Source organism: Bradyrhizobium sp. 160 (genome assembly GCF_023073735.1).
Classification (GTDB): Bacteria; Pseudomonadota; Alphaproteobacteria; order Rhizobiales; family Xanthobacteraceae; genus Bradyrhizobium.
Window position 1 is genome coordinate 335,869 of the sequence record NZ_JADPKD010000028.1, and the last position, 22,256, is coordinate 358,124.

General features: G+C 64.7%; 16 protein-coding genes. 4 read left to right on the forward strand and 12 right to left on the reverse strand.

Going from position 1 to position 22,256, the window contains the following annotated elements; all coding sequences use genetic code 11:
* Positions 1-32: 32 nt before the first annotated feature.
* The 7 genes from IVA98_RS11165 to IVA98_RS11195 all read right to left on the reverse strand — a co-directional run bounded on the left by IVA98_RS11165 (position 33) and on the right by IVA98_RS11195 (position 8,521).
* On the reverse strand, positions 33-1,019 hold the full coding sequence (locus IVA98_RS11165) for an ABC transporter ATP-binding protein (protein ID WP_247303628.1): 987 nt from the start codon (positions 1,017-1,019) through the stop codon (positions 33-35).
* Positions 1,016-2,023, reverse strand: a complete 1,008-nt coding sequence (locus IVA98_RS11170) for an ABC transporter ATP-binding protein (protein ID WP_247303626.1) — start codon at positions 2,021-2,023, stop codon at positions 1,016-1,018. Before IVA98_RS11170 ends, IVA98_RS11165 begins: the two co-directional genes overlap by 4 nt.
* Complete coding sequence (locus IVA98_RS11175; protein WP_247303624.1) at positions 2,023-2,916, reverse strand: ABC transporter permease; 894 nt, start codon at positions 2,914-2,916, stop codon at positions 2,023-2,025. The genes IVA98_RS11170 and IVA98_RS11175 overlap by 1 nt, the downstream gene beginning before the upstream one ends.
* A 9-nt stretch (positions 2,917-2,925) precedes the next feature.
* Entirely contained in the window at positions 2,926-3,873 is a 948-nt protein-coding gene (locus IVA98_RS11180) for an ABC transporter permease (protein ID WP_247303622.1), read from the reverse strand.
* 35 nt (positions 3,874-3,908) lie between these two features.
* On the reverse strand, positions 3,909-5,507 hold the full coding sequence (locus IVA98_RS11185; protein WP_247354851.1) for an ABC transporter substrate-binding protein: 1,599 nt from the start codon (positions 5,505-5,507) through the stop codon (positions 3,909-3,911).
* Between the two features lie 290 nt (positions 5,508-5,797).
* Positions 5,798-7,348: an AMP-binding protein gene (locus IVA98_RS11190; protein WP_247303617.1), complete on the reverse strand. Its 1,551-nt coding sequence runs from the start codon at positions 7,346-7,348 to the stop codon at positions 5,798-5,800.
* Between the two features lie 18 nt (positions 7,349-7,366).
* Complete coding sequence (locus IVA98_RS11195) at positions 7,367-8,521, reverse strand: iron-containing alcohol dehydrogenase (RefSeq protein WP_247303616.1); 1,155 nt, start codon at positions 8,519-8,521, stop codon at positions 7,367-7,369.
* Positions 8,522-8,832: 311 nt separating this feature from the next.
* Between IVA98_RS11195 and IVA98_RS11200 the strand changes: the two genes are divergently transcribed.
* The 3 genes from IVA98_RS11200 to IVA98_RS11210 all read left to right on the forward strand — a co-directional run bounded on the left by IVA98_RS11200 (position 8,833) and on the right by IVA98_RS11210 (position 14,618).
* The gene (locus tag IVA98_RS11200) at positions 8,833-10,032 is read left to right on the forward strand and encodes an efflux RND transporter periplasmic adaptor subunit (protein WP_247303614.1); all 1,200 of its coding nucleotides are present in this window, start codon (positions 8,833-8,835) and stop codon (positions 10,030-10,032) included.
* Positions 10,029-13,187, forward strand: a complete 3,159-nt coding sequence (locus IVA98_RS11205; protein ID WP_247303612.1) for an efflux RND transporter permease subunit — start codon at positions 10,029-10,031, stop codon at positions 13,185-13,187. Before IVA98_RS11200 ends, IVA98_RS11205 begins: the two co-directional genes overlap by 4 nt.
* 240 nt (positions 13,188-13,427) lie before the next feature.
* A complete protein-coding gene (locus IVA98_RS11210) occupies positions 13,428-14,618 on the forward strand; it encodes an ABC transporter substrate-binding protein (RefSeq protein ID WP_247303609.1) in 1,191 nt (396 codons plus the stop codon).
* Between the two features lie 138 nt (positions 14,619-14,756).
* Here the strand turns inward: IVA98_RS11210 and IVA98_RS11215 are convergent, their stop codons facing one another.
* Genes IVA98_RS11215 through IVA98_RS11230 form a run of 4 tightly spaced genes read right to left on the reverse strand, consistent with a single transcriptional unit; the run spans position 14,757 to position 19,355 of the window.
* Positions 14,757-15,143 carry an MAPEG family protein gene (locus IVA98_RS11215; RefSeq protein ID WP_247303607.1) on the reverse strand — a complete coding sequence of 129 codons (387 nt, stop codon included), beginning with the start codon at positions 15,141-15,143 and terminating at the stop codon, positions 14,757-14,759.
* Between the two features lie 27 nt (positions 15,144-15,170).
* A complete protein-coding gene (locus tag IVA98_RS11220; protein ID WP_247303604.1) occupies positions 15,171-16,253 on the reverse strand; it encodes a lipocalin-like domain-containing protein in 1,083 nt (360 codons plus the stop codon).
* Positions 16,243-18,705, reverse strand: coding sequence for an ABC transporter permease (locus tag IVA98_RS11225; RefSeq protein WP_247303602.1), 2,463 nt, complete (start codon positions 18,703-18,705; stop codon positions 16,243-16,245). The genes IVA98_RS11220 and IVA98_RS11225 overlap by 11 nt, the downstream gene beginning before the upstream one ends.
* Positions 18,702-19,355 carry an ABC transporter ATP-binding protein gene (locus tag IVA98_RS11230; protein ID WP_247303600.1) on the reverse strand — a complete coding sequence of 218 codons (654 nt, stop codon included), beginning with the start codon at positions 19,353-19,355 and terminating at the stop codon, positions 18,702-18,704. The genes IVA98_RS11225 and IVA98_RS11230 overlap by 4 nt, the downstream gene beginning before the upstream one ends.
* 149 nt (positions 19,356-19,504) lie before the next feature.
* Here IVA98_RS11230 and IVA98_RS11235 point away from each other — a divergent pair, with 149 nt between their 5' ends.
* Positions 19,505-20,830 carry an MFS transporter gene (locus IVA98_RS11235; RefSeq protein WP_247335672.1) on the forward strand — a complete coding sequence of 442 codons (1,326 nt, stop codon included), beginning with the start codon at positions 19,505-19,507 and terminating at the stop codon, positions 20,828-20,830.
* A gap of 112 nt (positions 20,831-20,942) precedes the next feature.
* Here IVA98_RS11235 and IVA98_RS11240 read toward each other — a convergent pair whose 3' ends face one another.
* Positions 20,943-22,151: an MFS transporter gene (locus IVA98_RS11240; protein WP_247354853.1), complete on the reverse strand. Its 1,209-nt coding sequence runs from the start codon at positions 22,149-22,151 to the stop codon at positions 20,943-20,945.
* Positions 22,152-22,256: the final 105 nt, after the last annotated feature.

Consider the following 22,256-nt stretch of genomic DNA (forward strand, 5'->3'; position numbering starts at 1 on the left):
CTTAACGCCCATGGGCCTTCACCGGGACGACGCTAGAGAGGCCGCCCCGTCCCGTCATTGAGCAAGCACGCGACCTGGTGCCCGCCGGCGGCATCCACCAGTGCCGGCCGTTCCACTCTGCACCGCTCCATCGCAAACCGGCAGCGCGTGTGAAACGCGCACCCCGAGGGCGGATTGACCGGGCTCGGCACATCGCCATCGACCAGCGGCGCAAGTTTCTTCGCAAGCGGATTAGGGACCGGCACCGAGGCGAGCAGCGCCTGCGTGTACGGATGGCGCGGATTGCGGAACAGCTCGTCCTTGTCGGCAATCTCGACGATTCGCCCGAGATACATCACTGCGACGCGGTGGCTGATATGCGCGACCACGGCGAGATCGTGCGCGATGAAGAGATAGGAGAAGCCGTGCTGCCGCTGTAGATCGATCAAGAGATTGATCACTTGCGCCTGGATCGAGACGTCGAGCGCGGAGACCGGCTCGTCGCAGACGATCAGCCGCGGCTCCAGTGCCAGCGCTCGCGCGATGCAGATGCGCTGACGCTGGCCGCCGGAGAATTGATGCGGGAAGTTGCGCATCTGGTCTGGCCGCAAGCCGACTTGTTCAAAGAGCTTGGCGACGCGCCCCTCCAGCGCCTTGCCAGTGGCGAGTCTATGCACGGCCAGCGGCTCGCCGACGATGTCGCCCGCGGTCATGCGCGGATTGAGCGAGGCAAAGGGGTCCTGAAACACGATCTGCATCGAGCGGCGGTGCGGCCGCAGCGCCGTCTTCGAGAGATGGGTGATGTCCTCGCCCTCGAGACGAATTTGCCCTGAGGTCGGCTCGACCAGCCGCAGCACGCTCCGCGCCACCGTGGACTTGCCGCAGCCGGATTCGCCGACGAGGCCGAGCGTCTCGCCGGTGCCAAGTGAAAACGACACGCCGTCGACCGCATGAACCGTGCCGACCTGCCGGCGCAGCACGCCGGCGCGGACCGGATAGTGCTTTTTGAGGTCGGTGACTTCGAGCAGCGCTTCGGTCATGCCACCTCCGCCACTTCCGCCGCGCGCCAGCACGCCGCGAGATGGCCGCCGCCCCAGTCCGCCAGCGGCGGATACTCGGCCTCGCAACGCTTGATCGCGAGCGGGCACCGTGGCGCGAAGGCGCAGCCTTTCGGCAGCCGCGCCAGCGACGGCACGGTGCCGGGAATTTCGTTCAGCCGCGGCGGCGCGGCGACGCCGGACGCCGGCACGGCTGGAATCGAAGCCATCAGCCCACGCGTATAGGGGTGCTTTGGCGACGCAAACAGCGCTTCGACGCCGGCTTCCTCGACCTTGCGGCCCGCATACATCACGATCACGCGCTGCGCGGTTTGCGCGACGACGCCGAGATCGTGCGTGATCAGCACCAGCCCGGTGCCGAGCTCCTTCTGAAGGTCGAGAATCAGCGCCAAAATCTGCGCCTGGATGGTGACGTCGAGTGCGGTGGTCGGCTCGTCCGCGATCAGCAGCGCGGGCCGGCACGCCAGCGCCATCGCGATCATCGCGCGCTGGCGCATGCCGCCGGAGAGCTGGTGCGGATATTCCCGTGCGCGCCGCGCCGGCTCGGGGATGCGCACCAGCCGCAGCATCTCGACTGCGATATTCCCGGCCTCCTTGGCCGACAAGTTCCGGTGCAGCCGCACCGCCTCGGCGATCTGGTCGCCGATCCGCATCACCGGATTGAGCGATGTCATCGGCTCCTGGAAGATCATGGAGATGCGGTTGCCCCTCTTGGCACGCATCTCCGCTTCATCCAGCGCTAGCAGATCGGTGCCTTCGAGCGTGACTGAGCCGCCGACAATGCGGCCCGGCGGATCTGGCACCAGCCGCATCAGTGACAGCGCCGTAACGCTCTTGCCGCAACCGGATTCGCCGACGATCGCCAGCGTGTCGCCGCGCCGCACTGTGAATGAGACGTCGTCAACCGCCTTGAAGAGGCCCGAATTGGTGAAGAACACCGTCTTCAGGTTCTTCACGTCGAGCACGACATCGAATTTGTCAGCCATCAGCCGCGCTGCCGGGGATCGAGGATGTCGCGGAGGGCGTCGCCGAACAGATTGGCGCCGAACACCGCGAGGCTGATGGCGATGCCCGGGAAGATCACCAGCCACGGCGCAGTGCGGACATATTCGGCAGCGGATTCCGAGAGCATACGCCCCCACGACGGATAAGGTTCGGGAATGCCGAGGCCGAGGAAGGACAGCGAAGCCTCGGTCAGGATGGTCGAGCCGAGCTGGGCGGTCGCCAGCACGATCAGCGGCGCCAGCGTGTTCGGCAGCACGTGGCGCAGCGCGATCCGCATCTCGCTCATACCGATCGATTTTGCCGCTTCCACGAAGGGCTGTTCGCGCAGTGCCAGCGTGTTGGCGCGGATGACGCGCGCGACCGTCGGGATCAGCGGAATGGCGATGGCGAGGATGACGTTCGGCAGTGACGGACCCAGCGCCGCCGTCATCACCAGCGCCAGCACCAGAAGCGGCAGCGCCTGGAGAACATCGGAGACGCGCTGGAACACGAGATCGACCCAGCCGGAGAGATAGCCGGAGGTAAGGCCAACGATCACGCCGATCGAGCCGCCGAGTGCCGTGGAGCCAAGCCCGACCGCCAGCGATATCCGCGCGCCGTGGATGATGCGGCTGAACACGTCGCGGCCGAAGGAATCGGTGCCCATCCAGTGCGCAAGGCTCGGGCGCGCCAGCGCTCGGGCGGAATCGACCGTCAGCGGATCGTAGCGCGCGATGAAATCGGCGAAGATCGCAGTCAACACGAACACCGTCATGATGACGAGCCCCGCCGCGCCCAACACGTGCCGCTGCGTCATGAACAGCACGCGCCGCCAGCCACCGGTCGCATGTGCGCCGGCGCGCCTTAATTCGAGATCATAGTCGATCGCGGTCAAGCTGATCTCCTAGTCCGTATACCTGATCCGCGGGTCGAACACCGCGTAAAGCATGTCGACGGTGAAATTCGCGAACACGACCACGACCGCAATGAACATCACGAGGTTCTGCACGATCGGGTAATCGCGCCAGCGGATCGCCTCGACCAGGAAGCGGGCGACGCCGGGGATGTTGAACACGGTTTCGGTGACGATCAGGCCGCCGATCAGGAACGCGGCCTCGATGCCGATCACGGTGATGACGGGCAGGATCGCGTTCTTCAGCGCGTGGTGATAGTTCACGGCAGCATCGGATGCGCCCTTGGCGCGGGCGGTGCGGATATAATCCTGCCGCAGCACCTCCAGCATCGAGGAGCGGGTGATGCGCATGGTCAGCGCGGCGCTGCGGAAGCCGACGGCGGCCGCGGGCACGGCATAGGTGGCAAACGCTTCGAGCCAGGTCTGCGGATTTGGATTGAAGATCGGCATCTGCCCGAACATCGCCACCGACGCGGTCAGGATCAAAAGGCCAAGCCAGAACGAGGGCAGCGACAATCCGCTGAGGCTGACGACACGCAGGGCATAGTCGAGTTTTGTGCCCTGCTTCACGGCGCTGATGACGCCGAGCGGGATGCCGATGGACGCCGAGAACAACAGCGCAAGGCCGGCAAGCCGCGCCGTGATAGGAATCCGCGGCAGGATCTCCTGCAGCGCCGGCTTCTCCGAGACGTAGGAATAACCAAAGTCGCCGCGCAGAAGACCGCCGATCCAGTGCCAATATTGCACGATCAGCGGTTGGTCGATGCCGAGCTCCTTCTCCAGATTGGCCTTGTCGGCGGGATCGACGTAGCCGGCCGCGGCGAACAGAATGTCGACGATGTTGCCGGGGACGATGCGCAGCAGGAAGAAGATGACGATCGAGATCCCGAACAGGGTCACGAGCATCAGGAAAAGGCGCCGCACCAGATAGGCAAACATGCACCGCCTCCTGTCGAACCCGTCAGCCGCCCGCGCTACTTGTCGATCCAGACGTCCTCGTAGCGAAAGCCGTTATAGGAGCTGTTCGACATGATCGTGATCCCCTTGACATAGGGCTGCCAGCAGGTGCCGGCCCGCGCATGGAAGATGATCGGCCGGGCGACGTCCTCCTGCAGCTTCTTGTCGATGTCCCAGACCAGTTGCTTGCGCTTGCCTATTTCGATCTCTTGAGACTGCACGTCGAACAGCTTCTCGATCTCCTTGTTGCAGTAATTGGTGTAGTTCCGCTCCGAACCACAGGAGTAGTTTTCGTAGAAAGACTGATCGGGATCGTCGACGGAATTGCCGGTCAAGTTCAGGCCGAGCATGTAATCCTTGCGTGCAACCTTCGGGAACCAGTTCGCCGTCTCCACGACGTCGAGCTCGCCGTCGATATAGATGCTCTTGAGCTGGTCGATCAGGATCACCGCGGGATCGCGATATTCCGCGAGATTGCGTGTCGAGACCTTCACCGCGAGGTGCTTGTCGGGGCCGTAGCCCGCCTTCTGCATCAACTTCTTGGCCTCCTCCCGGCTCGCGTTCACGTTCGGGCCATAGCCTGGAATGGTCTCCAGCTTGTCCTTGGGCATGCCCCAGATGCCCTGCGGCGGCGGGAGCATGGTGCCGCCGATATCGGCCTGGCCTTCGAACAGGATGTCGACGAAGGCTTTGCGGTCGAGCGCCATCGCCATCGCCCGGCGAATATCGATGTTGTCGAATGGCGGGGACGCCGAATTGACGATGATGTTGGTCGCAACGTTGGTCGGCTCGACGGCGCAGATCGCGTTCGGCGCCTGCGACTTGATGTCTTTGAGGAGCGGGATGGTAATGTGCGTCGGGAAGGTCATGTCGAACTTGCCGGCGACGAAGGCGAGGATGGCAGTCGAGCGGTTGGTGATGATCGTGTACTCGATGCCGTCGAGATAGGGCAGGCCCTTCTTCCAGTAGTCAGGGTTTCGCGTCAGCTTGATCGATTCATTGGCCTTGAACTCGACGAATTTGAACGGGCCGGTTCCGACCGGATGGGTGCGCATGTCGGCCGGCGAGACGTGACAGGGATAGATCGGCGTATAACCGGATGCGAGCATCGCCAGCAGCGACGGCTGTGGCCGCTTGAGGTCGAATGAGACCTCGAAATCGCCGTTCGGCGTGACGTCGTTGACCTCGTTGTACCAGGCCTTGCGCGGATTCTGCCGCAGCTTCTGCTGCGACTTGCCCATCAGGAGATCGAAGGTGCATTTGACGTCGGCCGACGTGAACGGCTTGCCGTCGTGCCACTTCACGCCCTGACGCAGCTTGAACGTCAGCTTTTTGTTGTCGCCGCTCCAGGACCAGCTCTCGGCGAGCTCTGGCCTGATGGTTTCAGGGCTGTTCTGCGCGATGTGCTGATCATAGATGACCAGATTGTTGAATACCCCCATGAACGGCACGTTGATCGAATAGGTCGCGCCCTCGAGGATGGACGCATTGGCCGGGCTATCGCGATGATACATCCGCAGAATACCGCCCTGCTTGGGCTCGCCGGCAAGCGCAATGGTCGAAAACGCCAGCAAAGATAGCGCCGCCGTCGCGGCGAGCGCCCGCACGGTCCGCATCCTCGTCCTCCCTGGACATCGGCCTTTGGCCTTTTGGCCTGTTTGAGGGGACGATAACGATGGGCGTGAAGAGAGGCAACCGGCAAGGCCGTCCACGCTCTCGACAATTCGGATGACGGATGCCGCGGCGCTGTTCTCTCATGAAGTCAGAGTGCAGTGCGAAGGGACGGTTCCTTTACCCTGGGGCAGCCAACAACCGCCGGTGTTGTCCCGGACAAGCGCGCCGAAGCGCGCGCCGGGTTTGCGACCTCGTCGCGCCCTGGGACAACAACGGAGTTTGTGGCTGCGCCTCACACGATACGCGACGCCTTGTTCCCCCAGTACCTATCCCGCAGCAGCCGCTTGTAGAGTTTCCCCGTCGGCAGCCGCGGCAATTCCTTTTCGAAATCGACCGAGCGCGGCACCTTCTGCCGCGATAGCGATTTTGCGCAGAACGCGATCAGCTCTTCCGCGAGCGCCGGGCCCGGCACCACGCCCGGCATCGGCTGCACCACCGCCTTCACCTCTTCGCCGAGATCGGCATTGGGCACGCCGAACACCGCGGCGTCGGCGACTTTCGGATGGGTGATCAGCAGATTCTCGCATTCCTGCGGGTAGATGTTCACGCCACCGGAGATGATCATGAAAGTCGCGCGATCGGTGAGGTAGAGGAAGCGGTCCTTGTCGACATAGCCAACGTCGCCGACCGTGCTCATGCTGCCGTCGGCAGAGCGCGCCTCCCGGGTCTTTTCGGGATCGTTGAAATATTCGAACGGCGAGGCCGTCTTGAACCAGATCTGCCCAGGCGTGCCGGTCGGGCACTCCCTCATGTTCTCGTCGAGAATGTGGAGGTCGCCGAGCAGCACCTTGCCAACCGTGCCGCGATGGGCGAGCCACTCCTCGCTGTTGCAGGCGGTGAAGCCGAGTCCTTCGGTGGCGCCGTAATATTCGTGGATAATCGGTCCCCACCATTTGATCATGTCGTCCTTGACCAGGGCCGGGCAGGGCGCCGCGGCATGGATCGCGATCTCCAGCGAGGATAGGTCATAGCGGGTGCGTACTTCCTCCGGCAGTTTCAGCATGCGCGAGAACATCGTCGGCACCAGCTGGGTGTGGGTGATGCCCCATCGTTCGACGAGCTGGAGGTAACGTTCCGGATCGAAACTCTCCATGATGACGACGGTCCCGCCCATGCGGATCGTGAGGTTCACGGCAGCTTGCGGCGCGGAGTGATACAGCGGTGCCGGCGATAGATAGACCATGCCCTCGCGGTAGTGCCAAAGTTTCGCCAGGAAATCGAATAGCGGCAGATTGTGCTTTGGCGGCTCCTCCGGCAGCGGTCGCAGGATGCCCTTGGGCCGTCCGGTCGTGCCCGACGAATACAGCATGGCGGTGCCGAGCCGCTCATCCGCGATCGGCGTTGTCGGCAGACCGGCGGTCACGTCGGCGAGGCCGACGATGCGCTCGCTCTCGCCAGGACCGTCGGCGACGACGCAGAGCCTGACGTCGGGGCAAGCCTGTATGGCTTCGCGCGCGATGTCGAGCTTCGCCATTGACGTGATCAGGATCTTGGACTGGCTGTTGACGAGGAGATAGGCGAGCTCGCCCGGCGTCAGGAAGGAGTTGATGCAGGTGTAGTAGAGGCCAGAGCGCTCGCCCGCGGCGCAGGCTTCGAGATAGCGCGAATTGTTCTCCATGAAGATCGAATAATGATCGAGCCGCTTCAGGCCGTGCCTACGAAACAGATGCGCGAGGCGGTTACTGCGCGCCTCCAGCTCGCGATAGGTGACAGTCTCGTCCGTCGCCGCCATGATGAAGGCAGGCTGAAGCGGGCGTAGGCGGGCATGCTGACCTGGATACATCAGTCCTCCGGCTTTGGATCATGCGGCAAGAAGCAGGATTTCGCGCACTTGCGCGGGGCTATCGATCTTGCGTGGATTGCGCGGGATCCAGTTCGTGCGCATCGCCTGTTCGGCGATGGCGTCGAAATGTTCCGGCGATACGCCCACCTCGGCGAGGCTGCGGGGCATGCCGAGCGAGCGGATGAAGGCATCGAGCACGTCGGCGGCATTTTGGCCGGGGAAGCCCATGGCGGCCGCGACGATCATCTGGCGCTCGGCATTGTCGGGCGCATTCCAGCGCATCACCGCCGGCAGCATCACGCAGGAGGTGTGGCCGTGCGGCACGTCGAAGGCTGCGCCCAGGACGTAACCGATGCCGTGGCTCGCGCCCATGGGAACGCCGGCCGAAAGCGCGCCCATCGACAGCCAGGTGCCGATCTGCGCATCCATCCGCGCGTCGAGATCGGCGGGATCGGCCTTTACCCGCGGCAGCGCATCGGCGAGCATGGCGAGCCCCTTCACCGATTGCGCATCGGCGTAAGGGTGCGTTTCGCGCGAGCAGATCGCCTCAACGCAATGGTCGACGGCGCGAATGCCGGTGGACAGAAACAGCCATTCCGGCGTGTGCACGGTGATAGCGGGATCGAGGATGGTTGCGCGCGGCACCGTGAGCGGATGCCGCAACATCTGTTTCACATGCGTGCTGCGGTCGGTCACGCCCGCGATGGCGCTGAACTCGCCGCCGGCAATCGTGGTCGGCACGCTGATCTGCCGTACGCTCGGGGCGGTCAGCTCGGGCGCAATGCCCTTGTGGACGCGGATGCGCTCGATGCCGCCGATATCATCGATGCCGTTGGCGAGGCAAAGCTGCACCGCCTTGGCGCCGTCGGTGATGGAGCCGCCGCCGACGGTGACGATCAGATCCGCGTTCACCTCGCGCGCCGCATGGGTGGCTGCGATCACAGCCTCGCGCGGCGTATGCGCCGGCATGGCGTCGAACAGGCCGGCGCAGCGCTCGCCGAGCGCCTGCCTAATCTTTTTGATTTCATCGGTCTGCCGGTTGAGCGTGCCCGAGACCATCAGGAAGGCGCGGCGCGTGCCCAGCCGGTCCATCTGCGCGACGATGGCTTCGGCCGCAGGATGACCGAACACGACCTCCTCGATCGCGCCGTAAACGACACGTCCCTGGTGCACGCCTGCCCTCCCTGGACAATTCGTCTTAGTTTTATGAGCATAATCTAGCCGAGCCGCTGGCGTCCGTCATGCGCGAAGACGCTGGCCGCTTGTCGCCGTCCAAGGGGAGGGTGGCGAGCATCGCTTTTCGTCACCCATTCGCACTGCGCGTGTGCGACCGTCTCGGTCTCTGTCAACCCACCATCCGGTCAGGGCCTCTTCCCCAGCCTTGCGTCCGCCGTCGTCTTGAAGAGTTCATCATCGCAACACATCTTGTGTCGCCCGCGGGTAGACGAGTACCCTGTCCTGCGGCTTTGATGCGAGGACCTGGGATGAGCGGACCGGACGGAAGCGAGCAGTTTGTCAAAAAGCACGATTTCGTTCAGCGCAGCGCAATCGCCGGGCTTCTCGCTGCGGCGTTCGCCCTTTCCGGCTGCGACAAGCCGGCGTCACAGGCCGCTGCCCCGCCGCCGGCGCCGGTGACAGTCGCTCAGCCGGTCAAGCGCACCGTCACCGATTGGGATGAGTTCACCGGTCGTTTCGAGGCGGTCGAGGAGGTGCAGGTGCGCCCCCGCGTCGGCGGCTTCGTCAACTCGGTCGAGTTCCAGGACGGCGCCATCGTGCGTCAGGGCGATCTGCTCTACGTGATCGATCCCCGTCCGTTCGAGGCGGTGGCCACGCAGGCGGAGGGGCAGCTGTCGGATGCGCGCGCCAGGGTGGAGCTTGCCAAGCGCGAGCTCGACCGTGGCCTCAATCTGGTGCAGACCAATGCGGTCTCGGAGCAGGTGGTCGATCAGCGTCGCCAAGCCCTGCAGGCCGCGCATGCGGCCGAGATGCAGGCCGAAGGCGCGCTGAAGGCCGCCAAGCTCAACATCGAGTTCACGCATGTGACGGCGCCGCTGACCGGTCGCGTCAGCCGCCATCTCGTCAGTCCCGGCAACCTCGTGCAGGGCAGCGACAACGGCGCTTCGACGCTGCTGACCTCGATCGTCACGCTGGATCCGATCTACATCTATTTCGACATGGATGAGGCGACCTTCATCAAATACAGCAAATTATGGTTCGAGGGGCGGCGCCCAAGCTCGCGCGACACTGCGAACCCGGTGCAGGTGACGCTGGCCGGTGAAACCAAGCCGTCGCATGAGGGCACCGTCAACTTCCTCGACAACCGCCTCGACGTCTCGACCGGTACGCTGCGCAGCCGCGCCGTGGTCAAGAACACCGACCTGTCGATCCTGCCCGGCCAGTTCGGGCGCGTCCGCCTGATTGGCAGTGCGCCCTATGATGCGCTGCTGATTCCGGACGTCGCTGTCGCAACCGACCAGTCCCGCAAGATCGTGTTCGTGGTGAAGCCCGATGACACGGTCGAGGCGCGTCCGGTGGTGCTCGGGCCGCTCGATGACGGCCTGCGCGTGATCCGCGAGGGGCTGAGGGCGGAGGATCGCGTCATCGTCAACGGCATCCAGCGCGCCCGGGTCGGCGCCAAGGTCGCCCCGCAGACGGCGCAAGCGCCGGCCGGTGGCAAGTCATGAATCTTGGCCGCCTCTCCATCAACCAGCCCATCCTGGCGATGGTGCTGTCGATCGTGCTGCTGATCGTCGGCGCGATCGCCTACACCACGTTGCCGGTCTCCGAATATCCGCAGGTGGTGCCGCCGACCGTGGTGGTCACCACGCAATATCCCGGCGCCTCCGCGCAAACCGTGTCCGACACGGTCGCAGCTCCCATCGAGCAGGAGATCAACGGCGTCGAGGACATGCTGTATCTCTACAGCCAGGCGACCTCGAACGGCCAGCTCACCATCACCGTCACCTTCAAGCTCGGCACCGATCTCGACAAGGCCCAGGTGCTGGTGCAGAACCGCGTCGCCATCGCGCAGCCGCGTCTGCCGGAGGAGGTCCAGCGCAACGGCGTCACCACGCGCAAGAACTCGCCCGACATCCTGATGGTCGTGTTCATGCTGTCGCCGGACGACACGTTCGACCAGCTCTACATCTCCAACTATGCCTTGCTCCAGGTCCGCGACCAGCTGCTGCGCCTCGACGGCGTCGGCGACATCCAGATCTTTGGCGCACGCGACTATTCGATGCGATTGTGGCTCGATCCCGACCGGATCGCCAATCTCGGCCTGACCTCGGCCGAGGTGCTGGCGGCGATCCGCGCCCAGAACGTTCAGATCGCCGGCGGCCAGATCGCCGAGCCGCCGATCGCCGACCGCGCTTTCCAGCCGAACCTCACCTTCACGGGGCGCCTGAAGGATCAGAAGCAGTTCGAGGACATCCTGATCAAGGCCGGCCCCGATGGCCGGATTGTCCGCCTGCGCGACGTCGCCCGCATCGAGCTGGGTGCCTTGTCCTACACCACCAACAGCTTCCTGCTGCGCAAATCCGCGGTCGCCATGCTGGTGACGCAGCGGCCCGGATCCAACGCGCTCGCGACGGCGAAAAACATTTCCGACACGATGACGAAGCTCAAGGAGAGCTTTCCGAGAGGTCTCGACTACAATATCGGCTACAACCCGACCGAGTTCATCGCGCAGTCCGTCCACGAGCTGATCAAGACCATCTACGAGGCGATGCTGCTCGTGGTCGTCGTGGTGCTGGTGTTCCTGCAAGGATGGCGGCCCGCGATCATTCCGATCATTGCTATTCCGGTGTCGCTGGTCGGCACTTTCGCGGTGATGGCGGCGCTGGGCTTCTCCATCAATAATCTCACGCTGTTCGGTCTCGTGCTCGCCGTCGGCATCGTGGTCGACGACGCCATCGTCGTGGTCGAGAATGTCGAGCGGCATCTCGAGCACGGCATGAGTCGGCGCGACGCCGCGCTGAAGACGATGGAAGAGGTCGGCGGCGCGCTGGTGTCGATCGCGCTGGTGCTTTGCGCGGTGTTCGTCCCGACCGCGTTCCTGGGCGGCATTTCTGGGCAATTTTTCCAGCAATTCGCCGTCACCATCGCGGTCGCGACCGCGATCTCCTGCTTCTGCTCGCTGACGCTATCGCCGGCGCTGGCTTCGCAGATCCTGGTGCCGCACGAGGAGAAGCGGCCGCCGGCCGCCTGGAACGTCATCGCGCGCGGCTGGAATGCTTTCACTGGCGTGTTCAACCGGGTGTTCGACCGGCTGGCGCACGGCTATGCGGGTCTTGCCAATTTCGTGATCCGGCATTCGGTCGTGATGCTTCTGGCGTACGTGGTGTTGATCGGCAGCGCCGGCTGGCTGATCGTGACGACGCCGCAGGGCTTCATTCCCGCGCAGGATCGCGGCTACGTCATCATATCCGTGCAATTGCCGGGCGCGGCGTCGCTGGCGCGCACCACGGAGGTCGTGCGTGAGATCGAGCGGATCTCGCTGGATACGCCGGGCATCGTCCGTGTTGCGGCATTCGCCGGCTTCTCCGGCGCCACGCGCACGCAGGCCGGCAACGCGGCGGCGCTCTTTCCGGTTTTCGATGAGCCCGAGGTGCGACTGAAAAAGGGGCTGTCCGCGAACGCCATCACGGCCGAGCTGCGCAAGCGCCTCACCGCAATTCAGGGTGCCTTCATTATCGTGATTCCGCCCCCGGCCGTGCCCGGCATCGGCACCGGCGGCGGTTTCACGATCCGCGTCCAGGATCGCCAGGGCCGCGGGCCCGAAATGCTCGCCGCTGCGACCGACGAGCTGGTCGCCGCCGCGCGCAAGGCACCCAGTCTCACCTCGGTGTTCTCGCCGTTCACGGCCAACACGCCGCAGCTCTTCGTGGACATCGACCGCACCAAGGCGCAGAAGCTCGGCGTTCCCATTTCCAACATCAACGACACGATCCAGTCCTATTTCGGCTCCACCTATGTCAACGACTTCAACCTGTTCGGCCGCACCTACCACGTCACCGCGCAGGCCGATTTCCCGTACCGCAAGGAGCCGAGCGACCTCGCGCGGCTGCGCACGCGCAACGCCTCCGGCGACATGGTGATGCTCGGCAGCGTCGTCGAGTTCAAGGATGTCTCGGGTCCCGATCGCGTCGCGCGCTATAATCTTTACGCAGCGTCCGAATTGCAGGGCGAGCCGGCGCCGGGCACCAGCTCGACCACCGCGCTCAACACCATCAAGCAGCTCGCCAACGATACCTTGCCGAGCGGCTTCACCTTCGAATGGACGGATCTGTCGTATCAGCAGGTCACAGGCGGCAATGCCGGCCTCTACGTGTTCCCGATCTGCGTGCTGTTCGTCTATCTCGTGCTCGCCGCGCAATATGGCAGCTGGACCTTGCCGTTTGCAGTGATCTTGATCGTGCCGATGTGCCTGCTCGCTGCCACCATCGGTGTGCGCATCATGGGCCAGGACGTCAACATCCTCACCCAGATCGGCTTCGTCGTGCTGGTGGGACTCGCAGCAAAGAACGCGATCCTGATCGTCGAGTTCGCGCGCGACATCGAGCTCGAGGGCAAGCCTCGGCTCGAGGCCGTCATCGAAGCCTGCCGCCTGCGCCTGCGCCCGATCCTGATGACCTCCTTCGCCTTCATCCTCGGCGTGCTGCCGCTGGTGATCTCGAGCGGCTCCGGCTCGGAGATGCGGCAGGCCGTCGGCGTTGCCGTGTTCTTCGGCATGATCGGCGTCACCCTGTTCGGCCTTCTGTTCACGCCGATCTTCTATGTGGTGGTGAGGAACCTGGCGGAGGGGCGGCGGGATAAGAAGCCAGGGGCCCCTGCGTAAGTCAGTGTCGCCACCGGCGTATCCACATCCGCGCCGTCGTCCCGGACAAGCCTAAGCGCAGATCCGGGACTCACCCCCAGTGACGCGCGCTGGCCCAAGGCGCGCTTGGTCCGGTGACGAAGCGGAGAATATAGCGCCCACCTCCATACTAACGGCCTACGCCGAAATGGATGGGCACGCGCGGGGTTCTTCACTACTATCCGCGCGATTTCACAACAGAAGACTGCTGGGAGTTAACATATGAAATCAGCATTTTTGGCCGCAGCGGCCTCGGCCGTATTGCTGGCGTCGCCGGCCGCCGCGCAGGGCGTCAAGATCGGCATCCTCAACGATCAGTCCGGCGTCTATGCCGATTACGGCGGCAAATGGTCGGTCGAAGCCGCGAAGATGGCGATCGAGGACTTTGGCGGCGAGGTGCTCGGCCAGAAGATCGAGCTCATCACGGCCGACCACCAGAACAAGCCGGATCTCGCCAGCTCGATCGCGCGGCGCTGGTATGACGTCGAGAATGTCGACATGATCACGGAGCTGACCACCTCCTCGGTCGCACTCGCGATCCACGAGCTCTCCAAGGAAAAGAAGAAGATCGACATCGTCGTCGGCGCCGCGACCTCGCGGCTGACCGGCGATGCCTGCCAGCCCTACGGCTTCCACTGGGCCTACGACACCCGCGCGCTCGCCGTCGGCACCGGCGGTGCGCTGACCAAGGCCGGCGGCGACACCTGGTTCTTCCTCACTGCCGACTACGCCTTCGGCTACGCGCTGGAGAAGGACACCAGCGAGATCGTCACCGCCAATGGCGGCAAGGTAGTCGGCTCGGTGCGCGTGCCGCTCAATTCCTCTGACTTCTCGTCCTTCCTGCTGCAGGCGCAGAGCTCCAAGGCGAAGATCGTCGGCCTCGCCAATGCCGGTCTTGACACCACCAACTCGATCAAGCAGGCGTCCGAGTTCGGCATCGTCTCCGGTGGCCAGAAGCTCGCAGGCCTTCTGATGACGCTCGCCGAGGTGAACGGCCTCGGCCTGCAGGCCGCGCAGGGCCTGGTGCTGACCGAAGGCTATTACTGGGATCTCAACGACAAGACGCGCCATCTCGGGGAACGCTTCTTCAAGCGGACGGGGCGGATGCCGAGCATGATCCACGCTGGCACCTATTCGGCGACGCTGAGCTATCTCAAGGCGGTCAAGGCCGCCGGCACCAAGGATCCGGACGCGGTTGCCAAGAAGCTGAAGGAGCTGCCGGTCGACGACGACTTCGCGCAAGGTGGCAAGGTGCTCGAGAACGGCCGCATGGTCCACGACATGTACCTGTTCGAGGTCAAGAAGCCCTCGGAATCGAAGAAGCCCTGGGATTATTACAAGCTGCTCGCTACCGTTCCCGGCGACAAGGCATTCTTCGCCGCCAAGGAAAGTGGCTGTCCGCTGACGAAGTGACGCGCAGCGTCATTCCGGGGCGATGCGAAGCATCGAACTATGGTGCGCAATTGCGCACCTGAGAATCTCGAGATTCCGGGTTCGGCGCCAATGCGCCGCCCCGGAATGACGGCGGAATTTGGAGCCGCAGATGGGCCCTCACACCAGCCGCAACGCCACCGCCCCTAACGCCCCCGCCCACAGCGCCACGGCGGCGAGGCTCTGGATCGCGAAACCCAGGCTGCGCTTTGCCGCCGCCTGGGAATAGCCGACGAAATAGAGGATGCGGCCGATGATCCAGACCACGCCGATGCTGGCTGCGATGGCGTCGCTGATATAGATGGCGAACAGCCAGAGCGCCGGCAGGAAGATCGGCATCCATTCCAGCGTGTTCATCTGGATGCGAAAGGCGCGCTCGAAATCCGGATGGCCGGACATCGCCGGCACCTTGACGCCGGTCTTGGTGCGCGAGCGCGAGACGTTGACGGCGGTGAAAAAGTAAAATGCGATCGCCAGCAGCGTGACGAGGGCGGTGAGATGATGCATCGTTATTTCCTTCGACGAGATCGCGCTTCAATAGCCCGTCAGCTCGAGATAGCCAACGCCATCATGCGTGCCGGCAAAGCTGATCGGCCCTTCCCAGTAGGAGAAGCCGGTCCCCATCCAGGCCCCTGGATTGAGCGGCTTGCACAGGATCGAGAACGATTGCGAGGGGATTGCGATCTGCCACTCCACCGGCAGCTTGCGTCCCGCAACATCCGCGGTCGCCTTCGGCATCATCTGGATGTCGCGACCTGCAATCATCCGCGTCTCGCCGGCGGCGCTGATCCAGTTGCCGAACGGATAGTTTTGGCCGTCCTTCTGCCGCAGCCGGTATAGCATCAGCTTGTCGCCGGATCCGAGATGCAGCGACAGCCAGTCCCAACCGGTCTGATCGGCATCCAGCGGCTGGCTGCTCCATTCGCGGTCCATCCAGGCCTGGCCCATCACCTCGGCCGGCTTATCGTCGATCGTGATGCTGCCGCGTGCGCGATAGAACGGCTGGCTGTAATAGTAAGATGCCTGCCCGCGCTCCGACTTGCGGCTGTAGCCGCGGTCGCCCTGCAATACCATCGGACGATCGGCCTCCAGCGTCAGTGTATAGCTGAAATCGGTCGCCGAGGCTTTGAGCGTCAGCGGCGCCAGCGTGCGATCGTCGGTGCGCTCAAGACCCTTCATTTCCCAATCGTCGATCCAGGCATCGAACGGCTTGGCCGTGACGCCGGCCTGCCCCACACCGCCGCGTGAAAACGTCTCGCTAAAGCGGTGGGTGTCGGCGCGCGTCACCGCCGCATGTCCCATCCATATCTGCTGATTGGCCCAGCCCTCGCGTTGCGGGCCTGGCTGCGCCGCCTGGCGGAACAGGGTCCATTGTAGGCCGCAAGCAGCGCCATTGGCATCGACGAGGTTGGCCGTGAGATACCACCACTCGATACGAAACTCCGGATGCGGCCCGTGATCGCCCGGAAAGGTGAAGACCTTGCCCGCCGTTACTTTGGCAAAGCCGTCCGCGGTTTCGCCGAGTCCGGCATAGCCCTGCGCCCCTGCGCGAGGTGTGAGTGCCAGCGCAGCAAAGCTGCCGACGACCGCGCGTCGTGAGATTTTCTCAGCGCTCATTGGCGAACACCTTGACGAGATTTGCCGGCTGCATGCGCGCCAGCCGTAGCATCGGCAGCAATGCGGCAAGCAGCGAGGCGAGCAGCGCGACCGCGACCAACTCGACCAATTGCAGCGGAAACACATGGAACGGCAGCCGCCAGCCGAATGCCTTCACATTGACGATCGCGATCAGGCACCACGCCACCAAGAGGCCGAGCGGCACGGCCAAGAGCGATGTGAACAGCGCCACCGATAGCGTCTTGGCCAGCTCGATCGCGGCAAGGCGCGGCCGGGTGAGGCCCATCGCCCACAGCGGCGCAAGCTGCGGCAGGCGTGAGTTGGCCAACGTCAGCAGGCTTGTGAGCAGCGCGATGCCGGCGACGCCAAGCGTAAAGGCATTCAGCGCGGACGTGACCGCAAAGGTGCGGTTGAAGATGCGGATCGATTCTGCTTTCACCGTCGCCTGGTCGGCGACGCTGCGATCGTCGAGCGCAAATTGCTTCTGCAACGCTGAGATCAGGCCGGGGATATCGTTCTTGTTGACGATCAGGCCGATCCGCGTCTGCGGCGTCTGTGGAAATTGCCGGATCAGCGCCGCGACATTGACCGCGAGCTGCCCCTTGGGATTGCCGTAATCAGCATAGATGCCGACAATGTCGAGCTCCCAGGTCCCGCCCGGCGCCGGCACCTCGACGACGTCGCCGACGCGGATGTTCAGCCGGCGGCTCAACTGCTCGCTGATGAAGGCAGCATTGCCGGGCACGAGCCGGGTCCAGGCGCGCGGCGCGGCTTCCAGCAGCGGCCAACGTTCGCGATAGAGCGCGTGGTCGGGAAGGCCGAGCAATTCCACCGGCTGGCCCTGAACTTGCGCCTCCGCGCGTGCGCCCGAGAGGATCGCCTGGACATCGCTGCGCTCGCGCAGCCAGTTCCGGATCGCAACACCTTGCGTGTTGTCGGACGCGCTGATGTAGACGTCGGCCGCCAGCCGTCCATTGAGCCAGCCGATGAAGGTGCGGCTGAAGGTCTCCACCATCGTGGACACCCCGACATTGACGGCGAGTGCAAGCAGCAGCGCCATCAGCGCCAGCGACAATCCGGAGAGTTGCTGCCGGCTGTCGGCCCAGAACCACAGCGCCAGCGGCCCTTTCGCCCAACGCTGGCCAACGAGCAGGATGAGTTCGAGAAATGCCGGAAGGATCAGGGCCGCACCGAACATCAGCGCGGCCAGCACGCCGAAGCCTGCGACCAGCGATTGCCCATAGTGAAGCAGCAGCAGCGCGACCATGAATACGGCGCAGGCGCCTGCACTTTGCAGGATCAGCCAGCGGCGCTGCGCCTGCTGCCAGGCGCGTGGTTGCGCGGTTGCCAGCACCGGCATCCTGATCGCCTTGATCAGGCTGGTTGCGGCCGCGACCAGCGCGCCGACAACGCTGATGCCGATACCGGCTAGCCACCATTCGGAACGCAGCGTGAGCTGCCCGGGGATCTGTGCGCCATAGAGCCCGCGCAGCGAGGCCGCGACGTCGGGCAACAGCGCTGCCGCGATGAAATAACCGCAGACGAGCCCGATCAGCCCGGCGATCAGCGCCAGCACCACCAGCTCCAGCACCAGCATCGTGTTGACCAGCCGCGCCGACGCGCCGCAGGCGCGCAACGTCCGCAGCATCGGCAGACGTTGCTCGAAGGCGAGGCCAACGGCTGAATTGACGATGAAGAGCCCGACGAAGAATGACAACAGCCCGAAGGCGGTGAGATTGAGATGAAAACTGTCGGTGAGACGTTCCAGCTCCGTCTCGGCATCCGGCTCGATCCGCTGCAGCTGATCGCCGACGACGCTTTGAAGCGGCGCGGGCTTGCCCTTCGCCTTGCCGATCAGCAACCGCGACACCTGGTCCGGCTTGTTGAGGAGCCGCTGCGCCACGCCGATATCGACCACCAGCACGCCGGGCACGAGCTGCGGCAGCACGCGCAGCGGCGGCAGTTTTGCGCCGCTGCTGATCGCCGGCACCGCACCCTCCTGCTCTTGCAAGTCACTCAGCGTCTCCCGCGCCACCAGCGTCTGGCCCGGCGGCGCGACGAAACTGCTGAGATCCGAGGCGCCAAGGCGCGGCGCATTGCCGACGTCGGTCGGCAGCGTCACCGGCTCGATGCCGAGCAGCCGCACCGAGCGTCCATTGATCTGGACGCGTCCCTCCAGTACCGGGGAGACCGGCCAGCCGGCGCGGCGCAATTTTATGAACAGCTCCTGGGAAAAGGTCGCGGAATCCAGCGCGACCAGCATCGCCGTACGTGCGCCGCCGAATGTCGCCGCGGCGCGGTCATAGGCGCTGCGGGCCTGCTGGTTGATCGCCTGCACGCCACTCCACAGCGCGGTCGCCGCGATCAGCCCGATCAGCAGCGTTGCGAACTGCATCTGGTGACGCCGCCAATGGCTGAGCAGCACGGCGAGGATCCACAGCGCGCGCCTCATGCGATGCGCCCGCCGTGCAAGGTAAGGTGGCGGTCGAGCGTCGCTGCCAGATGCAGGCTGTGCGTCGCCATCAGGAAGCCGCAGCCGGTGCGCGCCACGAGATCGCGCGTCAGCGCCAGCACGTCCTCGGCGGTGGCTTCGTCCAGATTGCCGGTCGGCTCATCCGCCAGCAGCAGCGAGGGCTTCGTCGCCAGCGCCCGGCCGATGGCGACCCGCTGCTGCTGTCCGCCCGACAATTGCTCGGGATAACGCTTGAGGAGAGTGCGGAGTCCGAGCCGTTCGATCAGCTCTTTGGTCCAGGCCGCATCATGCCGGCCGGCGATCCGGGCCTGGAAGGCGAGGTTGTCCGCGACCGACAGGCTCGGGATCAGATTGAACTGCTGAAAAACCAAGCCGACCCGGTCGCGTCGCAAGCTGGCGCGTCCCGCATCCGACAGCTTGGTGACCTCGATATCCGCCAGCCGGATCGAGCCGCTATCAGCCGCATCGAGCCCGGCGATCAGGTGCAGCAGCGTGCTCTTGCCGCTGCCGGATTCGCCCGTCAGCGCGACCCGCTCGCCGGCCGCGAGGTCGAGATCGACGCCGCGCAGCACGTGGACCGGCTCGCCGGCTGAGAAGAAGGTCTTCGAGAGATTTTTGATGTTCAGCACGATTAATGGCGCCGGACGGAATTAGCGGAATTGCTGCCTAGCACACTTGCTGCGGAAATGCCGGGGTTGCGTTGGCATCCACGCCGTTGTTAGCTCCAAGAAGGTCAAATCAAAAAAGTGCCAAAAAGATACATGGGGAAAATAGAAGCATGAGCGCTCAGGGAACGCCGTCCGCGGCGAGCAAGCCGACAGCGACGCCGAAGGGCGCCTGGACCATCACCTTTCTCCTGTTTCTGTTCATGCTGGTGAACTTCGCCGACAAGATCGTCGTCGGTCTTGCCGGCGTGCCGATCATGGCGGACCTCAAGCTCACGCCGGAGCAATTCGGCCTGCTCGGCTCCTCGTTCTTCTTCCTGTTCTCGATCTCGGCCATCGTGGTCGGCTTCATCGTCAACAAGGTGCCGACGCGCTGGGTGCTGCTGGCGCTCGCAGTGGTTTGGGCACTGGCGCAGTTTCCGATGGTCGGCACCGTCTCCTTCACCACGCTCCTGATCTGCCGCATCGTGCTGGGCGCCGGCGAAGGCCCGGCCTTCTCGGTCGCAGCGCACGCCATCTACAAATGGTTCCCTGACGAGAAGCGCACGCTGCCGACCGCGATCCTGTCGCAAGGCTCGGCCTTTGGCGTGATCATCGCGGTGCCGGCCTTGAACTGGATCATCGTCAACCATTCCTGGCACTATGCCTTCGGCGCGCTCGGCGTCGTCGGCCTGATCTGGGTCTGTGCCTGGCTCGCGCTCGGCAAGGAGGGGCCGTTGGAGGATGCGCAGGCCCTCGCCGCAACCGAGACGAAGATTCCCTATATTCAGCTTCTTACCTCGCGCACCTTTCTCGGCTGCGTCGCCGCGACCTTCGGCGCCTATTGGGCGCTGTCGCTCGGGCTGACTTGGTTCACGCCGTTCATCATCAAGGGCCTCGGTTTCTCGCAGAGCCAGGCCGGCTGGATTTCCACTCTGCCCTGGATCTTCGGCGCCACCATCGTGATCCTGACGGGCTGGATCTCGCAAATGATGATGGCGCGCGGCTCGACCACGCGCATCGCCCGCGGCGTGCTCGGCTCGGTGCCGCTGGTCGTCGGCGGCCTGATTCTGGCGACGATGCCGCATGTCCAGGGCGCCGGCCTTCAGCTGGCTTTGCTGGTGGTCGGAACGGGCCTGTGCGGCGCGATCTATGTCGTGTGCCCGCCCATGCTCGGCGAGTTCACGCCGACATCGCAGCGCGGCGCCATCCTCGCGATCTACGGCGCGCTTTATACGCTTTCGGGCATCATCGCACCCGCCGTGATGGGCACCGTGATCCAGCGCGCCGGCAGCATGCTCGACGGCTACATGACCGGCTTCACCATCAATGCGGCGATCATGGTCGGCTCCGGCCTGCTCGGCTTGCTGCTGCTCTGGCCGAACACCGAACGCGCCAGGTTGACGGGCGGTGCCGCCCCGCAGGCGGGCGCGCTGAAGAGTGCGGTGTCGCCGACGTAGGGGTGGCGGCGCACGCCCCAAGCAACAACCGTCGTTCCGGACAAGCGCCCCCCAAGGGCGCGCCGACCCGGGGTCATAACCGCGGGGCGATGCTTGGCGCGGGAACGGACGATTAACTTTGTGGTCGCCGCTTCCGCTCCGTGAACGGTGACAGCACCACCGTCGCCGCCATGAAGATCACGGAGGCGCCGAACACCCAATGCGGCGCGCTCTGGTCCATGATCCAGCCGAACAGCAGCGGGCTGACGATGCCGCCGAGATTGAATCCGGTGGAGACGACGCCGAAGGCACGCCCCGCAGCGCCGGGAGGAGCCGCGTTGCGCACCAGCATGTCGCGCGAGGGTGCGATCACGCCGCTGAGGAAGCCTGCGGCCGTCATCGCGGCGGTGAGAGCCCAGCCCGGCAGTGTGGCGAGTGCGATCAGCAGCACGATCGCCGCATTCGCGGCAAAGCAGGCTGCGGCGACCTGGCCGTGGCGCTCGGTCCGGTCGGCGAGCAAGCCGCCTGCGAGCACGCCGATGGCGCTGGCGCCAAGGAATGCCGTCAGCGCGATGTTGGCGGCGGAGTAGGTGGCGCCGTAGCCGCTCATCAGTGCCACCACGCCGAAATTGTTGATGCCGGCAACCGAGAGGCTCAGCAGCATGAACAGCGCGGTCAGCGTGATCAGCGCCGGCGTGATGACGGCCTGTTTTGGCGCGTTCGCGCTGCCGGGTTTGGTCTTGTGCGCACCGGCGTCGGGAATGTTCATGGCGATCAGCAGCAGCGCCACCGCGACACCGATCGCGCCGGAGGCGATCAGCGCTCCAGTGCCACCGGACAATGTGACGAGCGCAGCGACGATGGCAGGAGCGAGGGCGCCGCCGAGAAAGCCGGCAAAAGTGTGAATCGAGAAGGCGCGGCCCATCCGCGCCTCGTCCATGTGCGCGGCCAGGATCGCGTAATCGGCGGGATGGTAGACGCTGTTGGCGAGGCCCAGCAGCACGGCGCAGGCGATTAGCGAGGCGTAGCTGAGGTGCAAGCCGAGCAGGATCAGCGCGAAGCCGCCGAGCGCGAGCCCGGCCAGCAGAATTCGTCGCGCGCCAAAATGGTCGACGAGATAGCCGGTCGGCGCCTGCGTCAATCCCGACACCACCGCAAACACGGTGAGTGCGAAGCCGAGCTCGATATAGCCGACGCCGAGCTGGCTCTTGAGGAACGGGAACAGCATCGGAAGCACGAGCAGATGGAAATGGCTCACCCAATGCGCGATCGAAATCCCCGTCAGCGTGCGCAGCGCGCTGTCCGCCTTGCTTTGCTGCGGTGCGGCGAGAACGTCGACCATTGTAGTTCCGTCTTGCGTGCTAAAGGAGGCGCAAACTATCGGGCAGAGCGGTTATTTGTCCATGAACGCGGGCGCATGGCAGGTAGCGCGGGCGGCGGCACGAGG